The following is a 19,923-nucleotide window of genomic DNA, read 5'->3' on the forward strand; positions in this document are numbered from 1 at the left end:
CCCACAGGACTCGAAATCATGGCAAAAATCGTATTGGGAATGGGAACTTCGCATGGCCCCATGCTCATCACGCCACCGGAGACCTGGGGCGCTCGCGTACCTGATGATCGACTGAGCAAGCATGATTTCGAAGGCCGCGAATGGGCCTTCGATGAACTCGTTGAATATCGCCGTAGCGAGAACCTCGCGGATCAGATCACGCCGGAGAAGTGGAAGGAGCGCCATGCCCAGTGCCGGGCGGCTATCGAGGAAATGGCGCGGGTGCTGGCTGAGGCCAAAGCTGACGTCGTTGTCATTGTCGGCAACGATCAGATGGAAATTTTCACCACTGATTGCATTCCCGCATTCGGCGTCATGCACGGCCCGACGATCGTGAACAACATGATCAGTCACGATAAATTGATGCAAATGCCTCCGGGCGTGCGCCATTCGATGCCGGGTTACAAGCCGGAAACTGCCACGCATGAAGGCGTTCCAGAGCTTGCAAAGCACATTATCAAGAACGCGATCGCCGACAACTTTGACGTGGCCGCTCTTGGCCGCTTGTCAGAAACGGAAACGCCGCATGCATACGGCTTCGTGTTCCGCCAACTGATGAAAGACCAGGTCGTTCCGACCGTGCCGGTGTTTGTCAATACGTTCTATCCGCCGAATCAACCGACAGTCGCACGCTGCCACGCTTTCGGTGCATCGATTGCTCGCGCGATCGAATCGTGGGATTCGGACGCACGTGTAGCTGTCATCGCTTCCGGTGGTCTGACGCACTTCGTCATTGACGAGCGCGTCGACAATCTGATTCTCGACGCGATGAAGAACCACGACCTCACGCCGGTATTCGCGTTGGGCGAAGAAATCTTCCAGGCGGGTACATCGGAAATCAAGAACTGGATTCCTGTCGCCGGCATGATGGATGAACTCGGCTTCGACATGACGGTGGTCGACTATGTGCCCTGCTATCGCAGCGAAGCCGGTACCGGCAACGCCATGGGCTTTGTGTACTGGAAGCCGCAGTCCGAATAAGGAAACATCAAATATATGGCAACCAAAAACGAATTCGTCCACCGCCTTCGTCGGCTGGACTGCTGCGCAGTCTCGGACGCACTCGATAAACTCGGCTTGTCCGGCGTCGTGAGCGGCGTCGCCCAAGCCTCAGGCACGAAGCGCATCGCAGGTCGCGTTATCACGATGAAACTCGGTGTTGGTGATCCGCCTCCCGGCCCGCCGCGTCATCTGGGCACCACCGCGATCGAACTCGGTAACTCCGACGATGTGATCGTTGTCGAGCAGCGCACCGGTATTGAAGCCGGTTCGTGGGGCGGCATCCTGTCGCTGGGTGCCAAGGTTCGCGGTATCGCGGGCGTGATCGCTGACGGTCCGGTTCGCGACATCGATGAATCCCGCGAGATGGGCCTGCCGGTGTTCACAAACAAGTTCACGGCGCTCACCGCTCGTGGTCGTATCGTCGAAAAGGGCGTGAACGTCCCCATTGAAGTCTTCGGGGCCGCAGTGGAAGCCGGCGACTACGTGATCGCCGACAGCAGCGCCGTGATTTTCATCAGCAAGGCAAACATCGCCAGGGTGGTCGAGACTGCTGAATCGATCGTCGCACGCGAAGCCTTGATGGCGAAGGCACTACTGGCGCGCACGCCGATCCATGAAGTCATGGGTGGCAACTACGAACTTATGCTTAAGGATTAACCATGTCCGAAATCGAACAAGACAAGAATGTTGCCCGCGCAGCGAAACTCGAAACGGCGACCCTGAGCGACGCACTGGACCGATTGGGCCTGAACGGTCAGTGCTACAAGATCAAGCCGCGTGATTCGTCGTTCCGAATGGCCGGTCGGGCATTCACGATTCTCTACGGCCCCGCCGCTTCGCCCGCAGGCACCGTGGGTGACTTCATCGACGACGTTCCGCCGGGCTCGGTCATCGTCCTCGACAACGGTGGTCGCGAAGACGCAACGGTATGGGGCGACATCCTGACCGAGATCGCTCATCGCCGTGGTATCGCTGGTACCGTGATCGACGGCATAAATCGTGACGTACACCTGTGCCTGTCGCTCGGTTACCCGGTTTTCTCCAAGGATAACTGGATGCGCACGGGCAAGGATCGCGTGCAGGTCGAAGCCACCAACGTTCCGGTGAATATCGGTAACGTGCGCGTTGCTCCGGGCGATCTGCTGCGCGGTGACGCGGACGGCGTGATCTCGATTCCGAAGGAACACGAAGAACGCGTGCTTGCTGCTGCTGAAGAAATCGATGCCGCGGAAAATGCAATCCGACGGTCTGTGGCAACGGGTATGCGGCTAGACGAGGCTCGCAAACAGTTCAAGTACCATCAACTGCAAACGCGTCGGACTGGAGAAGAGGCATGACGGGCCCGGTTTTCAATCGTCATGAGACCACGCGTCTCGCTATTGAGCGACCGGACGTCAATTTGCTTGACGCCGCCGCGAAATTGCCGGCAGCAACGCTTCACGAGGCTGCCGGAAAGATCGGCGTCCTGCCTTATGAAATTAAGCCTGTCGCGCCCGGCTTCAAGATTTGCGGCCCAGCCGTGACCGTCCATTCGCCCGGTGGCGATAACCTTTGGCTTCACCGTGCGATTTACGCAGCACAAGCAGGTGATGTCCTGGTCGTCTCCGTAAGCGAAGCATATGAACACGGGTACTGGGGCGAGATCATGTCAACGGCCGCAAAGGTTCGGGGGCTTGCCGGTCTCGTCATTAACGGCTGTGTTCGTGATCAGCGACTGCTGTCCGAGATTGGGTTTCCCGTTTTCGCTCGCGGTCTTTGTATCCGTGGCACAGGAAAAGATTTCGGCGCCAGAGGTTGGATCAACGCCCCGATTCGATTCGACGATGTCACTATAAATGCAGGTGACCTGATCGTTGGTGACGAAGACGGCGTCGTGTGCATCCCGCGTGAGCGAATCGCCGAGGTGATCATTGCATCCGAAGCACGCGAAGCAGCAGAAGCACAGCAGATGAAGCGACTGGAAGCGGGCGAGAGCACGCTCAGTATCTTCGGTTGGGATCAATAAACCGGCTGAGACTCGCGTCTATAGCATGGGGTGGCGCCCCGAAAAAACGCCACCCCTCCATTTTCTCCGTCTGGTTTTTTGATTGGAGGGTGAGGTGAGCATAGAAGAATCCGAATTCAAACGCGCCATGCGCTGTTTGACCGGGCACGTATGTTTGATCACTACCGGTTCGGACACGGACGGACCGCTTGCCGGCATGACCGCAACCGCTGTGACGTCTGTTAGTGCAGCGCCTCCTATTCTGCTGGTCTGTATCAATCGTGCAAACTCGTCTCTGGCGCACGTGCAGGCCACTGGCAACTTCGTCGTCAACGTTCTGGCGCGCAGTGAGCAGGAATTGGCGCAGCGGTTCTCGCGACCCATTTCGCCGCAAGAAAAGTTTCAGGCAGGGACGTGGAATCGTATTAAGACGGGTGCTCCGGCTTTGGCCAATACTATGGTCAATTTGGATTGCAGCGTCGAACGCATCATTGAGATTGGTACCCACGCCGTGATTTTTGGGCATGTCGAAGGCACTGCCATTAATGGCGACGCAACGACGCCGCTGCTGTATTCCCACGGCTCTTACGGCGAATTTCAGGCGAATAGAGCCGTCGATTTCCATGATTTACTGTGGATCTCCAACTGGGGGTCCGACTAATCCAAAAATTTCAGACGGAGGTACGGCCAGCATTATTCCGCACGCAAGATATGATGCGATTTTGTTAATCACAAAATGCATTGTCGTTAGCCGCCTTTCAGGCATCCTTTAGAATACTTGGAGACAATTGATCTTGAAACTGAACCGGAAACTCTTCCTCTCGGCAGTCCTCTCAGCGGGCGCACTGATCTCGGGCGTCGCCCTCGCGAGTACACCTGCCAAACCGGCACCTGCACCTATTGCTGCACCTGCGGCTAAGCCGGCAGCGGCAGCCCCGGTTGGCGCGCCCACGGGTGTTGTTCTGGTCGCTGAAATCGGCAAAGGCGTGTCCGGAACCGACATCAAGGACTACGCGGATCTGATTAGTCGTCTGAAGGATAATCCGGATTGCTACACCTTCGGTACGACGGCTGACGGTGCGCGCGACCTGACCGCGATCACCACATTGCAAAAGCGTAACGGTGTTCGCATGGTCAAGTTATCCTACAAGGATACCGCAGAGGAAATCGACGGTTTGATGAAAGCGAAGGTGCAGGTGATCCCGGTTCCGTACGATGTCGCAGCCCCGTACATCAAGAAAGGTCAGATGCGTCCCCTGGTGGTCTTTGGTTCGGCGCGTATCCCCGAGATCAAGGATGTTCCCACTGCGAGCGAAGTGATGCCCGGCTTCGTGTACTGATCTGAAACCACGGTGCAACATAGAAAACCCCTATCGTTGCGCTGAACCCCAAGAGTTGGAGACAAATCCGACCCTTGGGGTTTTTCATGGCGAAGCAGGATAAGACGCTTAAACCCAAGGTCGTAATGAGCTGGCTTTTGCGTGACCAGGTTGCAGTGAAAGCGTGCTCTTGGCGGCGTTTGGCATTCGGATCACGCATGCGCCACCGGTGCCGTGGAAGAATGTTTCGCACTTCGCCAGCAGGAGATTTCGACACACTTGAACATGTCGCGCAGTACCAGCCTACCGATACATTTGCAGCCTACGAAGCACCGGATCGGTGGTGCAGGACGAACGGGGAAGTTTCTGTTTGCGGCCTCGACTGCTACATCTGGCACTGGCCGAAACGTCTCTGAACAGACGTACTCTCATCTATGCGGACATAAAGTCCTTCACGCTTCTCCACATTGACAGTGCAGCGTGGCGAGTTTGCGGGCGGTGGTAACCAGGTTTTTTGCGCAAGCCAATTCTGGGGTATAAATGACTGCGCGTCTGGCTCAGCCGGCGGACGCAGTTGAGCCAGCAAAGCTGCGTTCGCGTGGACCTCGCCGCCGCATTTTCGTTTGTAGCCGTCGTGACCCGCACGTGGCGCTCTCTCGGAGGTCGACCGTCCACAAAGACCGCGCTCGATTTACCACTGCGCTCCTGCGCGACCCGGACGATCGAACACAGGTCATTGTCTATGGCATCGAGACAGCCTCCTCAACCCAGCGCTGCGTCTGCTGTTCGACGACTCCCACGCTCGAAAGTCATTGGGCAAGCAACAAGCGTCACGATGCACCAGCCCACAACCCAGCAAGGAGTTGAACATCTCGCGCGGGGCATAGCGACGCTGTGGCGCGTTCTCGTTCATCAACGTCAGCTATACGGCGCGCAGAAGTACCAGTCCTCATCCGATTATCTCCGTTGGCCAGGCTCTGCGTTTTTCCTGGCCGGGAGTTTATAAGACCTTCTAACGGTCGATCACCGAATCGCCTGACAACGTTGTCAGGCGAAGATTCTCAGATATAATACTAAAATGAATGCGATTCCGACACCAGGCCGAACTCCTATCGCTACCGTCCCGGAAGTGGATGGCATTGACTTTCCAGCTCAGGTGGCGTCAGAGACGCGAAAACTGATCAATAGGGGAACGCTCGCGCCCGGCTTTCAACTACGACAGTCGGACCTCGCGGAACGTTTCGGCATCAGCCGTGTGCCGGTGCGTGAGGCATTGAAACTACTGGCGGCGGAAGGCATCATCGAACACGATCCGAATCGTGGATTTTTCGTCGCTCAGTTGTCGAGCGGTGAGGCCCGACAGTTATATTGGATGCGCCAACTCCTCGAAGCAGAGTTGCTCATGACGGTTGAATGGCCCACATCCGCGCAGATCAGGGAATTCAAGGGCTTACTGTCCCGGCTTGAAGAATTGATTTAAGCCGGTAATCGTGAGGGGTGGATCGAATTACACCGCACACTTCACGATAAGATTTTCAACCTCTCGCCTAATAAAGTGATTAAACGGGAAGTCCTACGATTGTTGCGACTCACCGATCGTTATCGGGCGCTGGCTGCTGATATTTCAGCGCATCCGCAAAATCGTAACGCTAATATCGAAGCAAAACTCGTGAACGCTTTGGAAAGCAAAGACCGGGAATTGCTGCTCTCAACTTATGAGAAAGGGCGAACGGTGGTTCTTGACGGGTTGATGATAGTGCTTGCGGCCCGGGAATAAACGAAAAAAACGGCACCGTGAGTGATCTGCTGTCGGAATCCTGAACAGAAAAGGGCTTTTCTTCATTTTGCCAACGAGAGATACCCGGAAGTTAAAATCTTGATATATAATACCAAAATGTATTTCGTTTTGGTGGGGAGTAGATGGTCACCGCACTTCGCGAAACGGACACCGTTGATTTTCCGGCTCACGTGGCCGCAGAGACGCGCAAGCTGATTAATCGAGGGGTGTTAGCACCGGGCCTCCAAGTGCGGCAGTCGGAACTTGCTGATCGATTCGGGATCAGCCGCGTTCCGATCCGGGAAGCACTGAAGCTCTTGGCGGCAGAAGGCATCATTGAGCACGATCCGAATCGTGGATTCTTTGTCGCACAGTTGTCAAGTGATGAGGCCCGACAACTATATCGGATGCGTCAACTGCTTGAGGCAGAACTGCTGAGCACGATCGAGTGGCCTACGCCCGAGCAGCTGACGCTGCTCAAGCGAATGCTTACAGATCTCACGGAGTTGCTGGCGGCGGGTAATCGCGATGGCTGGATCGAAAAGCACCGTGCTTTCCACGACACGATTTTCGAACTGTCTCCACACAAGGTGATCAAGCTAGAAATCCTGCGTTTGATGCGTTTGTCGGATCGCTATCGTGCGCTGGCCGCGGATGTCTCGGCAAGTCCGGAACATCGCCGGGCAGATATCGAAGCGCGATTGGTGCAGGCACTGGAAAGTCGGGACAGAGTTCATCTGCTTGCAGCCTATGATCAAGGGCGTTCAGTGGTTTTGGAAGGACTGTTGAGGGTGCTGGCCGCTAGAGGGGCCTAAAAACGAAAGGAGGGCCGCAATCTGTGCCCCCTTACGCTCATTTGATCGGAACGTCGTGTACAGGAGGTGTTCGGCCCCACGGTACCTTGCCGCTGGACACGATGTTGGCATTCATGGTGGCATTCATGGCGTTGTCAGCACCATCCGTGCGGTGATACGCGCTCACCGCCCAGTCCCACGATTTTCAGTAGTGCGGCAAGCGGATGCCGAGTCCGCAGCCCTTCACGATTTGCGTGTTTTTCTTTTGTGCTGTTTGGTTTTTTTCCCTAGACAGCGCATCGAGCTTTTTCAGATACGCCGCCTCCATCCGCAGATACACGAGTTCCCTGAGTTGTTCTTCGCGTGATCGCGTATCGGCAGCTTTCTCTTCAACAGGCAGGTCACGCCGGGTCTTGGGCATTTTTTGACGCCATCGTCGGCGGGGCATCAGAGCATCTGCAGCGCCCTCATCATATAGGCGCACCCATTGCGAGACCCTGGCAGGATCGTGGATGTCCTACAGAGCCGTGACTTCGCGCAGGGAAAGCCCCTCACGCGACGTGAGCCTGAGCACCTTCGGCCCGCGAAGTGAACGTCGTATCGGCTGCGCTTAGGGCATAGCGTTGCGTCGCCGTGCAAACGATAGGCATCAACCCAGCGACGCAACATCGAGTAGCCGATCTCGTGGCGGGCTGCCAATACTGGCCGCCCAACTCCCCCCGCGCAAATGCGTGTTGCTTAACTTCAGTTTGAACCGCTTATCGTACTTCGCCATGAAAGACACCCCAAAAATTGGATCCGTGTCGAACTTTTGGGATGCAGTTAATTAACATCGAAGGCTTTTTCTCGGTTCTGTTGCAATAAGTTGTCCGCAGTACCGCAGTCTTCGTCGATATCAAGGAAACCATCCCTCATCGATGGCTTTTTTGTGCCTGGAGACTCTGATTTAGATGGCGCGTGCGATCTTGAAGTTAGTAACCAGTGTCTGTAGGCGCTCTGCTTCTGCATGAACGCCACGGGCTGCAGCAGCGGCCTCTTCGACCAAGGCTGCGTTGTGCTGGGTCACTGTATCGATTTCGCCGATCGCCTTATTTATCTCCATGATGCCGCGGTGGCCGTCATCGGATGCGTGGGTGATCTCCTCCATCAGAGTCGAGACCCGGGTGAACTCACTCACCACGTCGTTGATTTTGGACCCGGCATCGTTCACCAGTTGAGATCCTTGGTCAACGCGGGTGACCGAATTGCTGACCAATTCCTTGATCTCTTTGGCCGCCGTTGCCGAGCGTTGAGCCAGCGTGCGGACTTCCTGGGCCACGACGGCGAAGCCACGGCCTTCGTTGCCAGCACGTGCGGCTTCGACCGCCGCGTTAAGGGCTAGGATATTGGTCTGAAAAGCGATGCCCTCGATAGTCGCAATGATGTCGGCGACTTTTCTCGATTGATCGGCAATGCCGCCCATGGTGGTCACAACGTGTTTCATGACCTCTCCACCGCTGTTTGCCAGATCGGACGTAGTCTGTGCGAGTTTGAGGCCTTGTTTGGCATTCGCCGCGTTGTTCTGCACCGTCGCCGTCAACTGCTGGATCGAAGCTACCGTCTGCTCGAGAGACGCCGCCTGTTCCTCGGTGCGCTGGCTCAGATTCTCGTTCCCCGCGGCGATTTCGGACGCGCCGGTCAATACCGCCTCACTGCCGGACCGGACCTGCTTTACGATATCCACGAGACTCTCATTCATGCTGCGAAGCGCGCGCATCAATTGGCCAAGTTCAGTATCGGAATGTACCCTGACTTCTGACGTCAAATCCCCTGACGCAACTGCCTCAGCAATCTTTACGGCGTCATTCAACGGGAAGACGATCGACGTCGCAACCGTGTTGCAGACATATACCGTAGCAACGATAGCGATACATATTACGGTGAACGTCAGCATCAAGGCCACATCATAGTCATGAATGGCCTTTTCCGCAGCCTGATCTGCCTGCTTCTGAATGAAGTCCATATGGGCGGTGAGCGTCTCCTCCGTGGATTTGAAAACAGCAAAGATCTTGGTGTTGGCGAGCACACGCTCGGTAGCAAGATCCGGATTATCAGACATTGCAAGCGTGTAGAGTTCTTTGTTGATCATCGCGTACGCAGCGATTGCTTTCTTATCGTTCTCGAAATATTGACGATCCTCGCCCGGGCGCGCGTGTTTCTCATAGCGATCGACACTCTTTCTCAGCTGATTCAAGGCTTCGGCTCGAATCGCAGCATTGGTATCTTTGGCATTCTTGGTATCAGACAAGACAAGACCCAGCGTGGAACGACGATCTGTACTGAGCGCCAGACGAAGATCCGCAATCGTTTTGACTGACTCCATCCAATTCTGTTTGATGTCCATTAGATGTGATTGAATCTGATGCGCCTGGAAGAGCGCAAATCCCGCGGCACTGCATAGCAGCACGATAACGATTGCGAAACTTACAAACAGCCGGTTGCGTATTTTGAGATTGCGAAGAAGCAGGAGCATGTTTTATTGCCTATATTAATTGTATACTTTGTATTTCGGCATGAGCCCTATGAGTATGGATAGGTGACAACGTTAATTGTGTAATCTGGCCTGATGCGTTATAGCCGCGCCCCGCAAGATCGATAACCGCCCTGTACGCGTGCGCACTGGAAACTCTGAACTCGAGCAAGACCAGCGTGCCGCGCATGCGGCATCCGGACAGTCGCGTCGACTGGGCGAAAGCCGTGCATGGCGCGCAGTGCTGGCGTTTGTTCAGACCGTTGCTCGCGGCCGCGACGATCACCGGACACGCGCGCGAGAAGACGTCGTGGATAAAGGCCAACGCAAAGACGCGCTGGATTAGATCATCCGCTGGCCACGTTTTAGGGCGGAGAAGGGAGGTTGCCGTTCACGCCGGTGCGCCAACGACGCTGGAGGGTCTCGGACTGCCCGTCACGGCAAATCTCGAGACATCGATTGAGCCGTGGGCTGGGGAACTAGCAAGCAGGCGCTTAAGCAACGCAATAAAAATATCGGCTTCATCCTCAGTTAAGAGGCCAATCAATTTATTGTCAGCTGCGCCGAGAATGGCTGTAATGTTCGCAGCCATCGCAACTCCGCTTCCCGTAAGCTGAACACACCAGCAGCGACAGTCGTTTGGATGCCGAGACCTCATTACAACTCCAGCATCCATGAGACGCGGAATGATTCTGGATAGCGCCCCTATATCGAAATGCAGCCGGCGCGCGAGTTGAACCTGCGTCATGAATTGGTGCCCAGCCAGGCATGCGACGACCTTCGCCTGTGCAAACGAAATCCCAAGCGATGACTTCGAATGTTGATCAGCAGACTCGGAGATCGCTTTGTCAATCTCAACAATACGGGTGAGCCAACTTAAAGCCGGGACTTTCGCCTCATAACTTAGGTGTAGCCCCTCCTCGCTCTTCATTTCTTGCTGCTTTTCCTGCAAAGGTGGTCGGAACCAGTGGTTGGGCGTGCTCTATACGTCCTAACACCACCTCGTACTATGGTTGATCATTCGCTCCTGCGCTGCTACTGCTTGCCCGGCGCACCGAATTGCTCTCATCCGCGGGTCGAACGTTTCCGAAGACGTTCGACTTTATTATAGCATTCAAATGTGAATATTATCATTACTTCGGACGAGGGAAAATTGGGGCACTTTCTGAGCTTGACGGGGCGGACTTTCCTACCCAAATCGCAGCGGAAAGGCAAAACTGATCAATCGAGGCACGCTGGCACTGAGTTCGAATTGCGCCTCGCTAACCTTGGCGACCGCTTGGAACGGACGGATGGCAGTATCTGCGGCCCCCGGTGCATAACCCAAGAAGGCCACGACAGCGATGACGAAAACATGATCATCGCTGCCGTTCCTCAATGAAGCATCAGAATCGATGCATTATGCCAAGCTGGAAAACAGTCTGGATATTGCCGCTTGCCACGATGTTCCCGATTTCTGCAGCGTATGCGCCGTTGGTGCGTTGATATACGCCGGCGGCATAGACCGCGGTGCGTCTCGACAACGTGTACGTCAACTGCAACGCGGCCTGGTTGATCACCACGTTCTTCAGCAACGCGTTACCATTTTCGTAGGTATAAGCGCCGCCGAGGTTCCAAGCCGGTGAGAAGTCATATCCGACGCCACCAGCTAGGGCGTAAATCTTGGCCCCCGTATGGGTGTTGCGCGCGTCGCTATACATCCCTGAGACAGTGAAATGGCCGAACTTCGTCCTTGCTCCGGCGAGCAGGTTGGCGATGCCACTATGTCCATTGTTGACCGGCGCATAGTTCTGCTCAGTGTAAACAACAGCAGCACGCGTTTCACCATTCCGGAAGCTGATCGCCGCGCTTTTTCCGGCCCCGTTGTTGAAGTCGCCCGCTGTGCCGCCGAAGCTATACATGACGCCAGCCGACAGCCCGGCATATTCCTCCGACACAACCTTGATGGCATTCGCCATCCGCTTGCCGCCGACACGATCCCAGTTGATGGCCGCTAATCCAGAAATTTGGCCGTTCGTCGTGATAGGCGCGAACTGGCCGCCCGAGACGGCGCCAGCAATCTGCGCCGGCCCTGAAACGCCGAGCAGGTCGGCACCGAAGCTACCGGTCCGGAAGTTGAGCATACCGCCAGCGATGCCCGTTGCCGGATCGATACCACCGATCAGGTAGTAGTCGAAGGCGAAGTCGTTCTGGCGCCCGAGGCGGAAGCTGCCAATCCCTGCTTGGCTGAGTCCGACCCACGACGAGTTCTCGAACATCGCGCCGCGCGACTGCGGATCAAGTCCCCCTGTGCTCAGGCTGATCATCGAGTCGAGGCTGAAGTTTGCGCGCAGGCCCCCTCCCATGTCCTCGCTCCCGCGGAAGAAAAACTTGGTGGGAAAGATGGCGGAATCCTGCATTTGATACAAACGGGCCCCACCTGAATCACGATAGGTGGCGACACCTTCGTCAAGAAATCCTCCAAGCATGACGCTACTTTGCGCATGAGCGGCCGTAACGCTCATGCAAACTGATGCACATGCAAGCGGCACCGCGGCCCACCGGTGTTTCCTCCACGTCCCCTGATGATTCATACATTCTCCTGATTGTTATATGTGGTCTTTGAAACCGACTGCTATTGAATTAGAAACGCGAGTAGGTCAATTTATTACGCTGGTCCGTTGCCCTCACGGAGATGTGCAGCATCCAATGCGGCGTCGGGACCCGCCGGGACGCCCGAAGCAATTCTTGAATGGCGAGCGCCTGGGGCGGTGCCAGTTGCCCGTAGGCACCGACCAAATAGAGAAAGGGGCCGGCGTCGGCTCAGTTGTCGACCACCCCTAGTAGCCATGAGCTTGCCCACACAATCTTCCGACTCCCCACGGCCATCAGTCTTCTAATCCTTCACTCCGTGAGGGCCTGCGGATCAGCCTTCAGCACCATGTTCGACTTCGGATTCGCATGATCTCGATAACGCTTTTCTAATGCATCCTGATACCACCTAATGCGCACCAATAATGCCGATCGCAACCGCCGCCCCGACGGAAACGTAAGCAGCAACCGACGTCTTAATTGCCAATCCGGCGGTCGATACCGCGCTAATCGCACCGACATGGGAGAGAGTCACCATTTATCCCACACCGGATCCCCGGAACGTGTTGGATAGATATGGGTCGACAGAGGATATTCGCCAAGCTGTATGCCTGCGATCGAAATGCCTTTCAGTATCATCCTCGCGATCAAAGCCACGTTTTCGGCCGTCGTAATTGCCCCGCCACCATGACCCGGTGACAGAAGAAGAAGAAGAAAGAAGCGCGCTCGCAGCCGTGACCCCGCGGACCGCGAAGAGCCGCGTGTCACGAAGATACGTGGCGGAAAGCAGGGCGCGCATGCCAACGTCTTCCACTGGAAGCGCGCACCTAAAAGCAGGCACAATAGAATTCGTTGTACTCAGTCAAAATAGTATTTATAGCGGCCTACAATGTCAATGAGCCATATTCTGGCGAAAACCCTTGGCTTCCCCAACTGGCGCAATTTGCCATTCAATGGTGGCGGTTCGCGACTATTGAGTTGCGCGTTATAACCTTGCGCACGTATCACGACCTTGTGCTGTGATGCCGCGCGATGTCGCAGCAGCTGAGGCCTTTTTCACCAAGGCAATCAAGCATCAGGGCGACCACGGGAGACGGCCACGCCATATGGGTATGCAGCGTCGCACCGGGCTGGGCGTGAGATGAAGTCCTATGGCGAATGGCACTTACTTAAGCCCGTGGAGCGTGCCCATATTTTTGGACGCGCTCACGTGCGATGTGACGAGGCTCTTTCAGCCATGGGTAGGACTTCGGTCTTCGTTTGCGCATTCGTGGTTCGATGCGACCGGGGCGACTCCCAACGCAAGACTGCGTGATCAGGTTGAACAGGAGACTCTGGTTGTGAGTTGCCGTCAGACCTCTGGCCAGCCATTCAGTCCATAACTGCACCGTGTGTTTGAAACTCAGTGTTCTCGGGTCAGTGGCATGGTGACTGGCGGCCTGAGCCATCAGCAGCCGAATCACGTTGTAGGCCAGCAGATGGACCCAGATCTCCTTTTCGTTCATGTGGGCAGTCTGGCAATGCAGCACATCCATGCCCATCGTCGTCTTGATGTTACGTAGATCCAGTTCCACGTTCCAGCGCCTGGCGTACAACTGCGAGAGGTCCTGTTTGCTGGTCTTGCGTGCATCAAGCATCGTGGTGACCAGCACCCGGTGATGCAGCCTGGACTCGCGCACCATCAGTTCATCGGGGAAGGCCTGGTACTGCTCATGCGTCATCCAGTCGGGACGCTGCCGGGGTTTGGGCCACGTCACAATGTGATCGCGCGTGCCCAGGGACCGGCCTCGCCGAAAGTCGGTGCGGCGTGCCCCATGCTGTTCCATCACGACGTCCACCCCGGCGGCGATCATTGAGGCCATCAGAAAGTAGTGGCAGTACAAGGCATCGGCGACGATCACGTCACCTTTGCGAAACGTGCCTTGCAGCATGCGAAACGCCGTCAGCTCCCCGCTGCCTTTGCCCGCGTAAGTTCCGACCGCCGACTCCAGTACTGCGCCGCTTGCCAGACAGATCACCGCAACCAGATAGGCCAATGGAAAGCCCACTCCTTCGGCCTGAGCACTGGACTGCGGGAAACGGGCCTGGTTCGACGGCGTATCGGGCATCGAGATCCCGGTGCCGTCAACCAGCTTGACCGGGCGCCCGCGCCACTTCCAGGCAGGCTCGGCCTGCTCATGCAGTTGGCGCCCCGTCTCGCGCGCCAACTCCCGCACCATCGTCAGCGGCAGTCTCTGGCGAGCGCGGCAGTAGCCTCCCGTACGCACACTCATGGGCCGCAGCCCGTCGGCAGCTCGCTGCGCCGCCCACCCGTTGACTGCCTTCTGACAGGAGGCGTCCTCTTCCAGCGCCTGGCGCATGAACATCGACAGTGTCACCGTCGGCGGATACAGCCGTTCCCGATGTTCTGGCAAATACGCTTCCGTTATGCCCAACAGCCCCGGGCTCGTCAGTATGTTGAAGTAGTCTACCGCCTGGGCCCTGCACGCCCGGCTTTGAACCCTGCTTCGTGTTTGCCTGTGATGACTTCGTGCATTACGATCCATGGGGGCTGATCTTTGGAATGAGACGGTGTTTGCCTGGTAACAACCATCGTATCAATCCCTGGATCAGCCCCCTCCCTTTCTCTTCAAGCACTTACCCGCGTCTTCTCCTCCATGTAGGCTTAAGTAAGTGCCATTCGTCCTATGGCCTGCTTCCAAGGATACGAAGTTGCGCTCCTCGAAGTACCTCAATAACCTGATCGAGCAAGACCATCGTCACATCAAGTCCAGGACGAATGTGATGCGCGGGCTCAAGAGGTTCAGAAATGCTCAGACTACGATTTCAGGCATCGAGTTGATGCATCGCATTGGCAAGGGGCAGTGTGACCTGTCCGCTCTTGCGCTTGAGGACATCACTGCCCCCTCCGTCTGGAATGCCGTCATTTTCAATTGATAAGGCATCCATATCTCAAGGCATAACGGACCCACTATCCACTACCTATTTGCACCAGATCCTCCTCGATTACCAGAGCACATTCGATGCGTTTGTCTGGCAGTTTGACTGCCTCAAGCTGCAACGGATCATTCCGATATGAGGCGGGTGGTCACTCTCGGTACACATTCCGCAAGCTCCCCAGTAAAGCCAGCGACCTGCGTAGTGGTCGGCTTCCGCGCGAAGGCGCTTGCCGATTAAAGTCCCGGCTTCTGATGTGTCACGCGACTCCGGTCACGGCGTGCCGGAGATAGCGGTTCGACCAAAGGGCGCAAGCCCCGTCGGCTGGACGGCGTAAGCCCCGATTTTCTCATCCCTTGCCGAGCGGCGGCCGACTTGGGAACCCCGCCAGGTTGCTCAACTGGACTAGCTCATTGGCCGCCTCGCCCAGCAGTACCGAATACTCGTGTATTTTTCCCACGGTCAGCCGTCCTCTCGGACCGGCCGGGCTGATGACGCCAACGCAGCGCGAGCCGCACGGGCGTGGTAACCGCCGACATGCGCGGCGCGAACACCTCGTCGATCATCGCATAGCCACGGACCTGTGCAGCGTGCAGAAAACCGAGCAGCGCCCTGAGCGTCGTCGGCGCATTGGGTCCGAATTCATTCGGCTGTCCGAAGCCCTGTTTCAAGACCAGCGCGGCCGCCTGTTCATCGGTCATCGTCATGAGCCATGCGTGTCCGGTCGACGTGCATGAAAGTCGTGCTGCCTGGCCCACGTCGGGATCGTAGCAAAAGGCCGTCCGCTGCCCGTCCGCCTTCCCCACCCAGATGATCGCTATCATCGCGTCCGCGCATTTGACGATGTTGGCGATGACGTCGATCGTCCAGATAGACTGGCCGCCGAAGCTCGCGATTGTCTCGTCCTGCATGGCCATCGCGAGCGCGAGCGCGAGCAGCGGAAGCATAGGCCAGAGGTGCCGATGCATGCCATGCGAGCGCGTGTCAGTCGGCCGGGCCGAGGTAACCCTGGAACCCCGAGCGCAGTTCTGCTCTCTTTGCGAGCTTCACCGCCCGCTTGACCAGCGACGCGTATACGGCGTCGCTCTTGGGTACAGGCAGAGGCAATTGCGCTTGCGCTTCGACTATGGAGTACTGCCGCCGCTCGCCGAAAAAGTCGGCGATACCATCGAAGCGTGCATCCGACAGCACCGGATCGTGCTGCGCGCCGTTTCATGTACCGGAGAAGCATTCATTCGCAAACGCGGGAGATGCGCGACGCGCATCCACGGTGTACGCCGAACAGCTTATTGACCGCAGCGCGCTCGGCCAGTTGACGCCGCTCGAGCAATGACCCTAAGCGATCTTCCTTACACGATCAAAGTCGGAGAACCGCGCCCGGGCATGGTTACGAATCGTCGGTAACTGCATGCCATCACGCATCGGCCTCCTACCTCAAGCCCGTTCCGAACCGATTGAGCAGTACCAACGCACAGCACACCCGCTCAAATTAAACTTAGTTACCGCGTAAATAATCTGGAAAGTCTGCGGAGCTTCAATCACTACGTGGTCTACCAATGCCATAGCTGCGGATTCTGTTGCGTTCGGAACGTAATCCTTATTTAGAACCTTTTGACAAGCAACACGTAGCTTCGCGCATGTAGGCGATGCGGTCGGAAGTGTTCGATTCATCTTCGACACTGATTGCCCGTGGTAAGAGGCGGCACCCCAAAAAGGAAAGTAACCATCTCGAATGGCAACGTGACGGCGACGGCCGACGGCCGACGGCAGCTCACCTTCAGCCGTGACCGTCTACGGTCACCCGAGCCGCAGTGGCGTCACGCAACGGTCATCCGGCGGACCGCGCTTCTACACCCTTCCCTGCTATTTACTCGAGCGGCGCGACGGAGGCACCTGCAATACGGTGGCGTTCAAGCGCTTGCGCGACGAAACCGTTTCGTTTCATGTCCTCAACGAACTCACGCAACATCTTCGCAGCCATTTCGCGCCGACTCCTGGCGACACCCATCGCCTGCCGGATGACCATGAAGGGCACTGTCAGGTTGGTGGGGAGGCGGCGGTAGAATGAAGTGATGAAAGAAACGAAATCGCCTTATCACGGCCACCGCTTCCCTGCGGTCATCATCAGTTGCGCGGTTCGCTGGTATTTCCGGTTCAGCCTGAGTTTGCGCGACATCGAGGAGTTGATGCTCGAGCGTGGTGTCGTGGTCACGTACGAAACGATCCGTTGCTGGTGCGACAAGTTCGGCGCTCGATTCGCCCAGTGCGCGAAAGCGGCGCGGCGCAAGCCGGGCAGCACCTGGCATCTGGACGAGCTGTTCGTGACGCTGCGCGGCGAGCCGTATTTGTTGTGGCGTGCAGTGGACGAGCATGGCGCCGATCTCGATGTGCTGGTGCAAAAGCGGCGCAACAAGGCCGCGGCAAAGCGCTTCTTCAAGCGCCTGCTGCGCTCAAACCCGGTGCCGCGCCGGATCGTTACCGACCAGCTTCGCAGCTATCCGGCGGAAGGCCGAGATTCCCGAGCTCGCTCATGTGAAGCACGTTTTCGTCAAAGCAGCTGCACGCGTGAACAACCGCGCCGAGAACAGCCACCAGCCGACCCGCAGGCGCGAACGCCAGATGTGCGGCTTTCGCGATCCGCGTCGCACGCAGGCGTTTCTCTCATCCTTCGGCCCGATCCGGCAGCACTTCGCGTTGCCCAGACATCGGATGACCGCGGCCTGTCATCGTGCCGTACTCAGAGAACGCTTCGCCGCATGGCATGCTTGGACTGTCTCTGCCGCAGTCGAGAAAATTATTTGATAAGGATAACTACTCTTGAGCGACACAGGTAGTCTGTGCCCAAGTTGACAGAGCCGTTCAAACTCGTGACCTGCAACGATACCACCGCCGTGGCGGCCGTCGAGGCATTCGAGCAACACGCGGTCAGTCATTTCGATCAGGCAGACGAATGGATGCGCACCACGAACTTTCCGCCGCGAGACTGCCACATCGACGAACATGCGGCAGTGCTGAAGTCGGTCGGCGAGGTGAAGGCCGCGGTCGCGGAAGGACGGGCCGGCGCCGAACTGGCGCACGACCTCGGCCTGCATCTGTTCGAGTGGTTTCCCGGTCATGCGGACTACCTGGACTCGGCGCTGGCGGCATGGATGACGAAGCGGACGATGGGCGGCAAGCCGGTCGTGTTCAGAAGTTCGAACTGAACTGTCGTCCCCGCTCTCGAGCCCGTCTGCGCACGGACGCGGGAACCCGGAAAAGCACTACTTCGCGGCCGATGTATTACGGTCCGCGACGACTGGCCCTGCCTCGATTATGCGTACAGCAGGAATTTTGATAATTTCCTGCTTGTACGGAGGGTTGTATGCCTCGAACACGAAATTACTGACAGGCCCGATTTAGGCTACGCAAACAGACGCTCCAAAGCCATCTCTGGCAACGCCGGAGCAGGAGGAAAGACCTTCCAGCATCCGTCGTCGTGCCGAAAGAAGAACAGCGCGAGTCTTTCGCTGCCGTGTACAGTCTCGACGCACACGAAACGCCCTTTGCCCGAGCGCGGACGGCCCAGTGCCGTCACCCTTGCGCTCTCTGGAGGCTGCAACCCGAGCCACTTTTCAACTACGAAACGTAAAGATTGCTCTCCGGTCTTCATCACTTTATCCTCTCTGTCCCGCGAAAAGGCGCCTGTCGATGCACTGTGCCGATGTTGGGTGCCCGTGCGATGCGTATGCCAGTGCTCCAGCGCAAACCATCGACAAGCGTGCTATTTCCACATTCTGTGAACCGCAAGAATTGACGGACGGAAAGGCGGATGATCGCCCGTCAAGGTAATCGTGTCGAGCGACCAACCCAAAGACCCGGATCCACGTCGTCGGCAAACCGTATCGTGTCGGTGCCGCATCACCTTGAGCCGCCTGCTCCTGCATCAGCCCCGGGTCATACCTCTACGCGCTTACCGATCGCTGGTCACGGATGAGGTTTGCAACAAAGACCAGCCAAGCCACACCCAACCCGAAGTAGTCGAAATTGCGCAGCGGACGGTAATCGGCATACCCCAAACCCGTCGAGCCAATACACGCCGCCACGGTGATCAACAAACAGATTCCTACTGCTATCCAGGTATCCTTCTTCATATCAGCCTCCAGGGTTATGCGTTGCCTTGATGTGGGGATGACAGCGCATGTTTCGCTGTTGAACTGTTGGTTTCGTTCTGGAGACACCTTTTCCAGCCGTCCCAAAGCCACATCGGTTCGAGTTTGAGTCGAAACACCGCCGCCATGTATCCGCTGTAGGCCAGCACGAGCACGCCGTTCATAAACAATTCCTGCGGCCCGGTAAAGAGCTGGCGCGGCGTGGCGACAATGAACGTGTTGAGCCAGAAGATCGTTGCGGTGATTGGCATCTCGAGGATTAGCGCGAGCAGTACGCCCCGGTTCGTCAAGAGCATTAGGCCGTAAAAGAACTCCATATACTTGACCGCTGGATACATATGAATCGTTGTGGCCGCCGCAACGTAAGCTCCGCTAATATCGGGGATTTCCGGCACGTAACCGCTCAGGATGTATCGAATCCCCGAGTAGAAAAGATGAGCTCCGAAGTAGAGCCGCAACCACATGACGACGTACTTTCAGGATGATGCGTTGGCGCAATTCATTCAAGTTTCCTAATCTCAATGCTCGTGATCGATTTGCACGACCATCCAGCCACAGCATTTGCATTTACCGTGACAGCCAGCGCTAGTCTAGCGCGCGGTGTGACGCAAACTGCGCCATCGGTTGACTGTAAAAACTGCTACATATTATGCAATAGTGTATTCACTATATTATGCGACATGACCATGAGATACAAGGGTTGCGATTGGCGGGTATACCCGAGATGGTTCGAGAACGTGCTTCAACTCATACGGCGTCTGAACGACCGGAGGCCGGATGTTCAACGTCACGCTTTGGGTGAGGGTTGGTTGTGTCGCGCTAAGGATGCGGGAGTAAAATTCA

Annotated in this window: 18 protein-coding genes and 4 pseudogenes; 11 read left to right on the forward strand and 11 right to left on the reverse strand. The window is 56.8% G+C overall.

From position 1 onward, the window contains the following. The first annotated feature begins 18 nt into the window (after positions 1 to 18). The 8 genes and pseudogenes from OKW39_RS25695 (at position 19) to OKW39_RS25730 (ending at position 6,936) form a co-directional block, all read left to right on the forward strand. Positions 19 to 1,020, forward strand: a complete 1,002-nt coding sequence (locus OKW39_RS25695; protein WP_429332289.1) for a protocatechuate 3,4-dioxygenase — start codon at positions 19 to 21, stop codon at positions 1,018 to 1,020. A gap of 15 nt (positions 1,021 to 1,035) precedes the next feature. Further along, a complete protein-coding gene (locus OKW39_RS25700; RefSeq protein WP_429563980.1) occupies positions 1,036 to 1,698 on the forward strand; it encodes an RraA family protein in 663 nt (220 codons plus the stop codon). A 2-nt stretch (positions 1,699 to 1,700) separates the two neighbouring features. Next, positions 1,701 to 2,378 (forward strand): RraA family protein, encoded by a 678-nt coding sequence (locus tag OKW39_RS25705; RefSeq protein ID WP_184062837.1) that lies wholly within the window; start codon positions 1,701 to 1,703, stop codon positions 2,376 to 2,378. Beyond that, a complete protein-coding gene (locus OKW39_RS25710; protein ID WP_429563981.1) occupies positions 2,375 to 3,046 on the forward strand; it encodes a 4-carboxy-4-hydroxy-2-oxoadipate aldolase/oxaloacetate decarboxylase in 672 nt (223 codons plus the stop codon). Before OKW39_RS25705 ends, OKW39_RS25710 begins: the two co-directional genes overlap by 4 nt. Positions 3,047 to 3,140: 94 nt before the next feature. Further along, positions 3,141 to 3,686: a flavin reductase family protein gene (locus tag OKW39_RS25715; protein WP_429563982.1), complete on the forward strand. Its 546-nt coding sequence runs from the start codon at positions 3,141 to 3,143 to the stop codon at positions 3,684 to 3,686. A gap of 133 nt (positions 3,687 to 3,819) precedes the next feature. Further along, complete coding sequence (locus tag OKW39_RS25720; protein WP_429563983.1) at positions 3,820 to 4,365, forward strand: tripartite tricarboxylate transporter substrate-binding protein; 546 nt, start codon at positions 3,820 to 3,822, stop codon at positions 4,363 to 4,365. 1,057 nt (positions 4,366 to 5,422) lie between these two features. Beyond that, positions 5,423 to 6,121 (forward strand): annotated as a pseudogene (locus OKW39_RS25725) (GntR family transcriptional regulator). 143 nt (positions 6,122 to 6,264) lie between these two features. After that, a complete protein-coding gene (locus OKW39_RS25730) occupies positions 6,265 to 6,936 on the forward strand; it encodes a GntR family transcriptional regulator (protein WP_429563984.1) in 672 nt (223 codons plus the stop codon). Positions 6,937 to 7,120: 184 nt separating this feature from the next. Here the strand turns inward: OKW39_RS25730 and OKW39_RS25735 are convergent, their stop codons facing one another. The 5 genes from OKW39_RS25735 to OKW39_RS25755 all read right to left on the reverse strand — a co-directional run bounded on the left by OKW39_RS25735 (position 7,121) and on the right by OKW39_RS25755 (position 14,541). Next, the gene (locus OKW39_RS25735) at positions 7,121 to 7,336 is read right to left on the reverse strand and encodes a hypothetical protein (protein ID WP_429359664.1); all 216 of its coding nucleotides are present in this window, start codon (positions 7,334 to 7,336) and stop codon (positions 7,121 to 7,123) included. 525 nt (positions 7,337 to 7,861) lie between these two features. Then, on the reverse strand, positions 7,862 to 9,427 hold the full coding sequence (locus tag OKW39_RS25740; RefSeq protein ID WP_429332297.1) for a methyl-accepting chemotaxis protein: 1,566 nt from the start codon (positions 9,425 to 9,427) through the stop codon (positions 7,862 to 7,864). Between the two features lie 388 nt (positions 9,428 to 9,815). Continuing rightward, entirely contained in the window at positions 9,816 to 10,376 is a 561-nt protein-coding gene (locus OKW39_RS25745; protein WP_429563985.1) for a MarR family winged helix-turn-helix transcriptional regulator, read from the reverse strand. Between the two features lie 433 nt (positions 10,377 to 10,809). Beyond that, the gene (locus OKW39_RS25750) at positions 10,810 to 11,997 is read right to left on the reverse strand and encodes a porin (protein WP_429332299.1); all 1,188 of its coding nucleotides are present in this window, start codon (positions 11,995 to 11,997) and stop codon (positions 10,810 to 10,812) included. A 1,167-nt stretch (positions 11,998 to 13,164) separates the two neighbouring features. After that, positions 13,165 to 14,541 carry an IS4 family transposase gene (locus tag OKW39_RS25755; protein WP_090800641.1) on the reverse strand — a complete coding sequence of 459 codons (1,377 nt, stop codon included), beginning with the start codon at positions 14,539 to 14,541 and terminating at the stop codon, positions 13,165 to 13,167. Positions 14,542 to 14,710: 169 nt separating this feature from the next. Here OKW39_RS25755 and OKW39_RS25760 point away from each other — a divergent pair. Beyond that, positions 14,711 to 14,932: pseudogene (locus tag OKW39_RS25760) on the forward strand (DDE-type integrase/transposase/recombinase); the annotation flags it as partial. A 410-nt stretch (positions 14,933 to 15,342) separates the two neighbouring features. Here OKW39_RS25760 and OKW39_RS25765 read toward each other — a convergent pair. From OKW39_RS25765 to OKW39_RS25775, 3 genes and pseudogenes are all read right to left on the reverse strand, one after another. Then, positions 15,343 to 15,849 carry a hypothetical protein gene (locus tag OKW39_RS25765; protein ID WP_429563986.1) on the reverse strand — a complete coding sequence of 169 codons (507 nt, stop codon included), beginning with the start codon at positions 15,847 to 15,849 and terminating at the stop codon, positions 15,343 to 15,345. 67 nt (positions 15,850 to 15,916) lie between these two features. Then, positions 15,917 to 16,123: a hypothetical protein gene (locus OKW39_RS25770; RefSeq protein ID WP_429332301.1), complete on the reverse strand. Its 207-nt coding sequence runs from the start codon at positions 16,121 to 16,123 to the stop codon at positions 15,917 to 15,919. A gap of 676 nt (positions 16,124 to 16,799) precedes the next feature. Continuing rightward, positions 16,800 to 16,961: pseudogene (locus OKW39_RS25775) on the reverse strand (ABC transporter substrate-binding protein); the annotation flags it as partial. 43 nt (positions 16,962 to 17,004) lie between these two features. On the opposite strand from OKW39_RS25775, the pseudogene OKW39_RS25780 reads away from it, so the two are divergent. Together OKW39_RS25780 and OKW39_RS25785 are read left to right on the forward strand one after the other, a co-directional pair. Continuing rightward, positions 17,005 to 17,734 (forward strand): annotated as a pseudogene (locus tag OKW39_RS25780) (IS6 family transposase). A 35-nt stretch (positions 17,735 to 17,769) separates the two neighbouring features. Continuing rightward, complete coding sequence (locus tag OKW39_RS25785) at positions 17,770 to 18,135, forward strand: bacteriohemerythrin (RefSeq protein ID WP_429332302.1); 366 nt, start codon at positions 17,770 to 17,772, stop codon at positions 18,133 to 18,135. Between the two features lie 197 nt (positions 18,136 to 18,332). Here the strand turns inward: OKW39_RS25785 and OKW39_RS25790 are convergent, their stop codons facing one another. From OKW39_RS25790 to OKW39_RS25800, 3 genes are all read right to left on the reverse strand, one after another. Further along, the gene (locus OKW39_RS25790) at positions 18,333 to 18,581 is read right to left on the reverse strand and encodes a hypothetical protein (RefSeq protein WP_429332303.1); all 249 of its coding nucleotides are present in this window, start codon (positions 18,579 to 18,581) and stop codon (positions 18,333 to 18,335) included. 292 nt (positions 18,582 to 18,873) lie between these two features. Then, positions 18,874 to 19,062 carry a hypothetical protein gene (locus tag OKW39_RS25795; RefSeq protein ID WP_429332304.1) on the reverse strand — a complete coding sequence of 63 codons (189 nt, stop codon included), beginning with the start codon at positions 19,060 to 19,062 and terminating at the stop codon, positions 18,874 to 18,876. A gap of 14 nt (positions 19,063 to 19,076) precedes the next feature. Then, the gene (locus tag OKW39_RS25800) at positions 19,077 to 19,544 is read right to left on the reverse strand and encodes a hypothetical protein (protein WP_429332305.1); all 468 of its coding nucleotides are present in this window, start codon (positions 19,542 to 19,544) and stop codon (positions 19,077 to 19,079) included. Positions 19,545 to 19,923 lie beyond the last annotated feature (379 nt).

The organism is Paraburkholderia sp. MM6662-R1 (assembly GCF_050436245.1).
GTDB lineage: Bacteria > Pseudomonadota > Gammaproteobacteria > Burkholderiales > Burkholderiaceae > Paraburkholderia > Paraburkholderia tuberum.

Coding starts and splice junctions, on each gene's coding strand:
- OKW39_RS25695 (WP_429332289.1), top strand. CDS start 19: ATGGCAAAAATCGTATTGGGAATGGGAACTTCGCATGGCCCCATGCTC.
- OKW39_RS25700 (WP_429563980.1), top strand. CDS start 1,036: ATGGCAACCAAAAACGAATTCGTCCACCGCCTTCGTCGGCTGGACTGC.
- OKW39_RS25705 (WP_184062837.1), top strand. CDS start 1,701: ATGTCCGAAATCGAACAAGACAAGAATGTTGCCCGCGCAGCGAAACTC.
- OKW39_RS25710 (WP_429563981.1), top strand. CDS start 2,375: ATGACGGGCCCGGTTTTCAATCGTCATGAGACCACGCGTCTCGCTATT.
- OKW39_RS25730 (WP_429563984.1), top strand. CDS start 6,265: ATGGTCACCGCACTTCGCGAAACGGACACCGTTGATTTTCCGGCTCAC.
- OKW39_RS25735 (WP_429359664.1), bottom strand. CDS start 7,336: ATGCCCAAGACCCGGCGTGACCTGCCTGTTGAAGAGAAAGCTGCCGAT.
- OKW39_RS25740 (WP_429332297.1), bottom strand. CDS start 9,427: ATGCTCCTGCTTCTTCGCAATCTCAAAATACGCAACCGGCTGTTTGTA.
- OKW39_RS25750 (WP_429332299.1), bottom strand. CDS start 11,997: ATGAATCATCAGGGGACGTGGAGGAAACACCGGTGGGCCGCGGTGCCG.
- OKW39_RS25755 (WP_090800641.1), bottom strand. CDS start 14,541: ATGGATCGTAATGCACGAAGTCATCACAGGCAAACACGAAGCAGGGTT.
- OKW39_RS25765 (WP_429563986.1), bottom strand. CDS start 15,849: ATGGCCATGCAGGACGAGACAATCGCGAGCTTCGGCGGCCAGTCTATC.
- OKW39_RS25790 (WP_429332303.1), bottom strand. CDS start 18,581: ATGAAGACCGGAGAGCAATCTTTACGTTTCGTAGTTGAAAAGTGGCTC.
- OKW39_RS25795 (WP_429332304.1), bottom strand. CDS start 19,062: ATGAAGAAGGATACCTGGATAGCAGTAGGAATCTGTTTGTTGATCACC.
- OKW39_RS25800 (WP_429332305.1), bottom strand. CDS start 19,544: ATGTGGTTGCGGCTCTACTTCGGAGCTCATCTTTTCTACTCGGGGATT.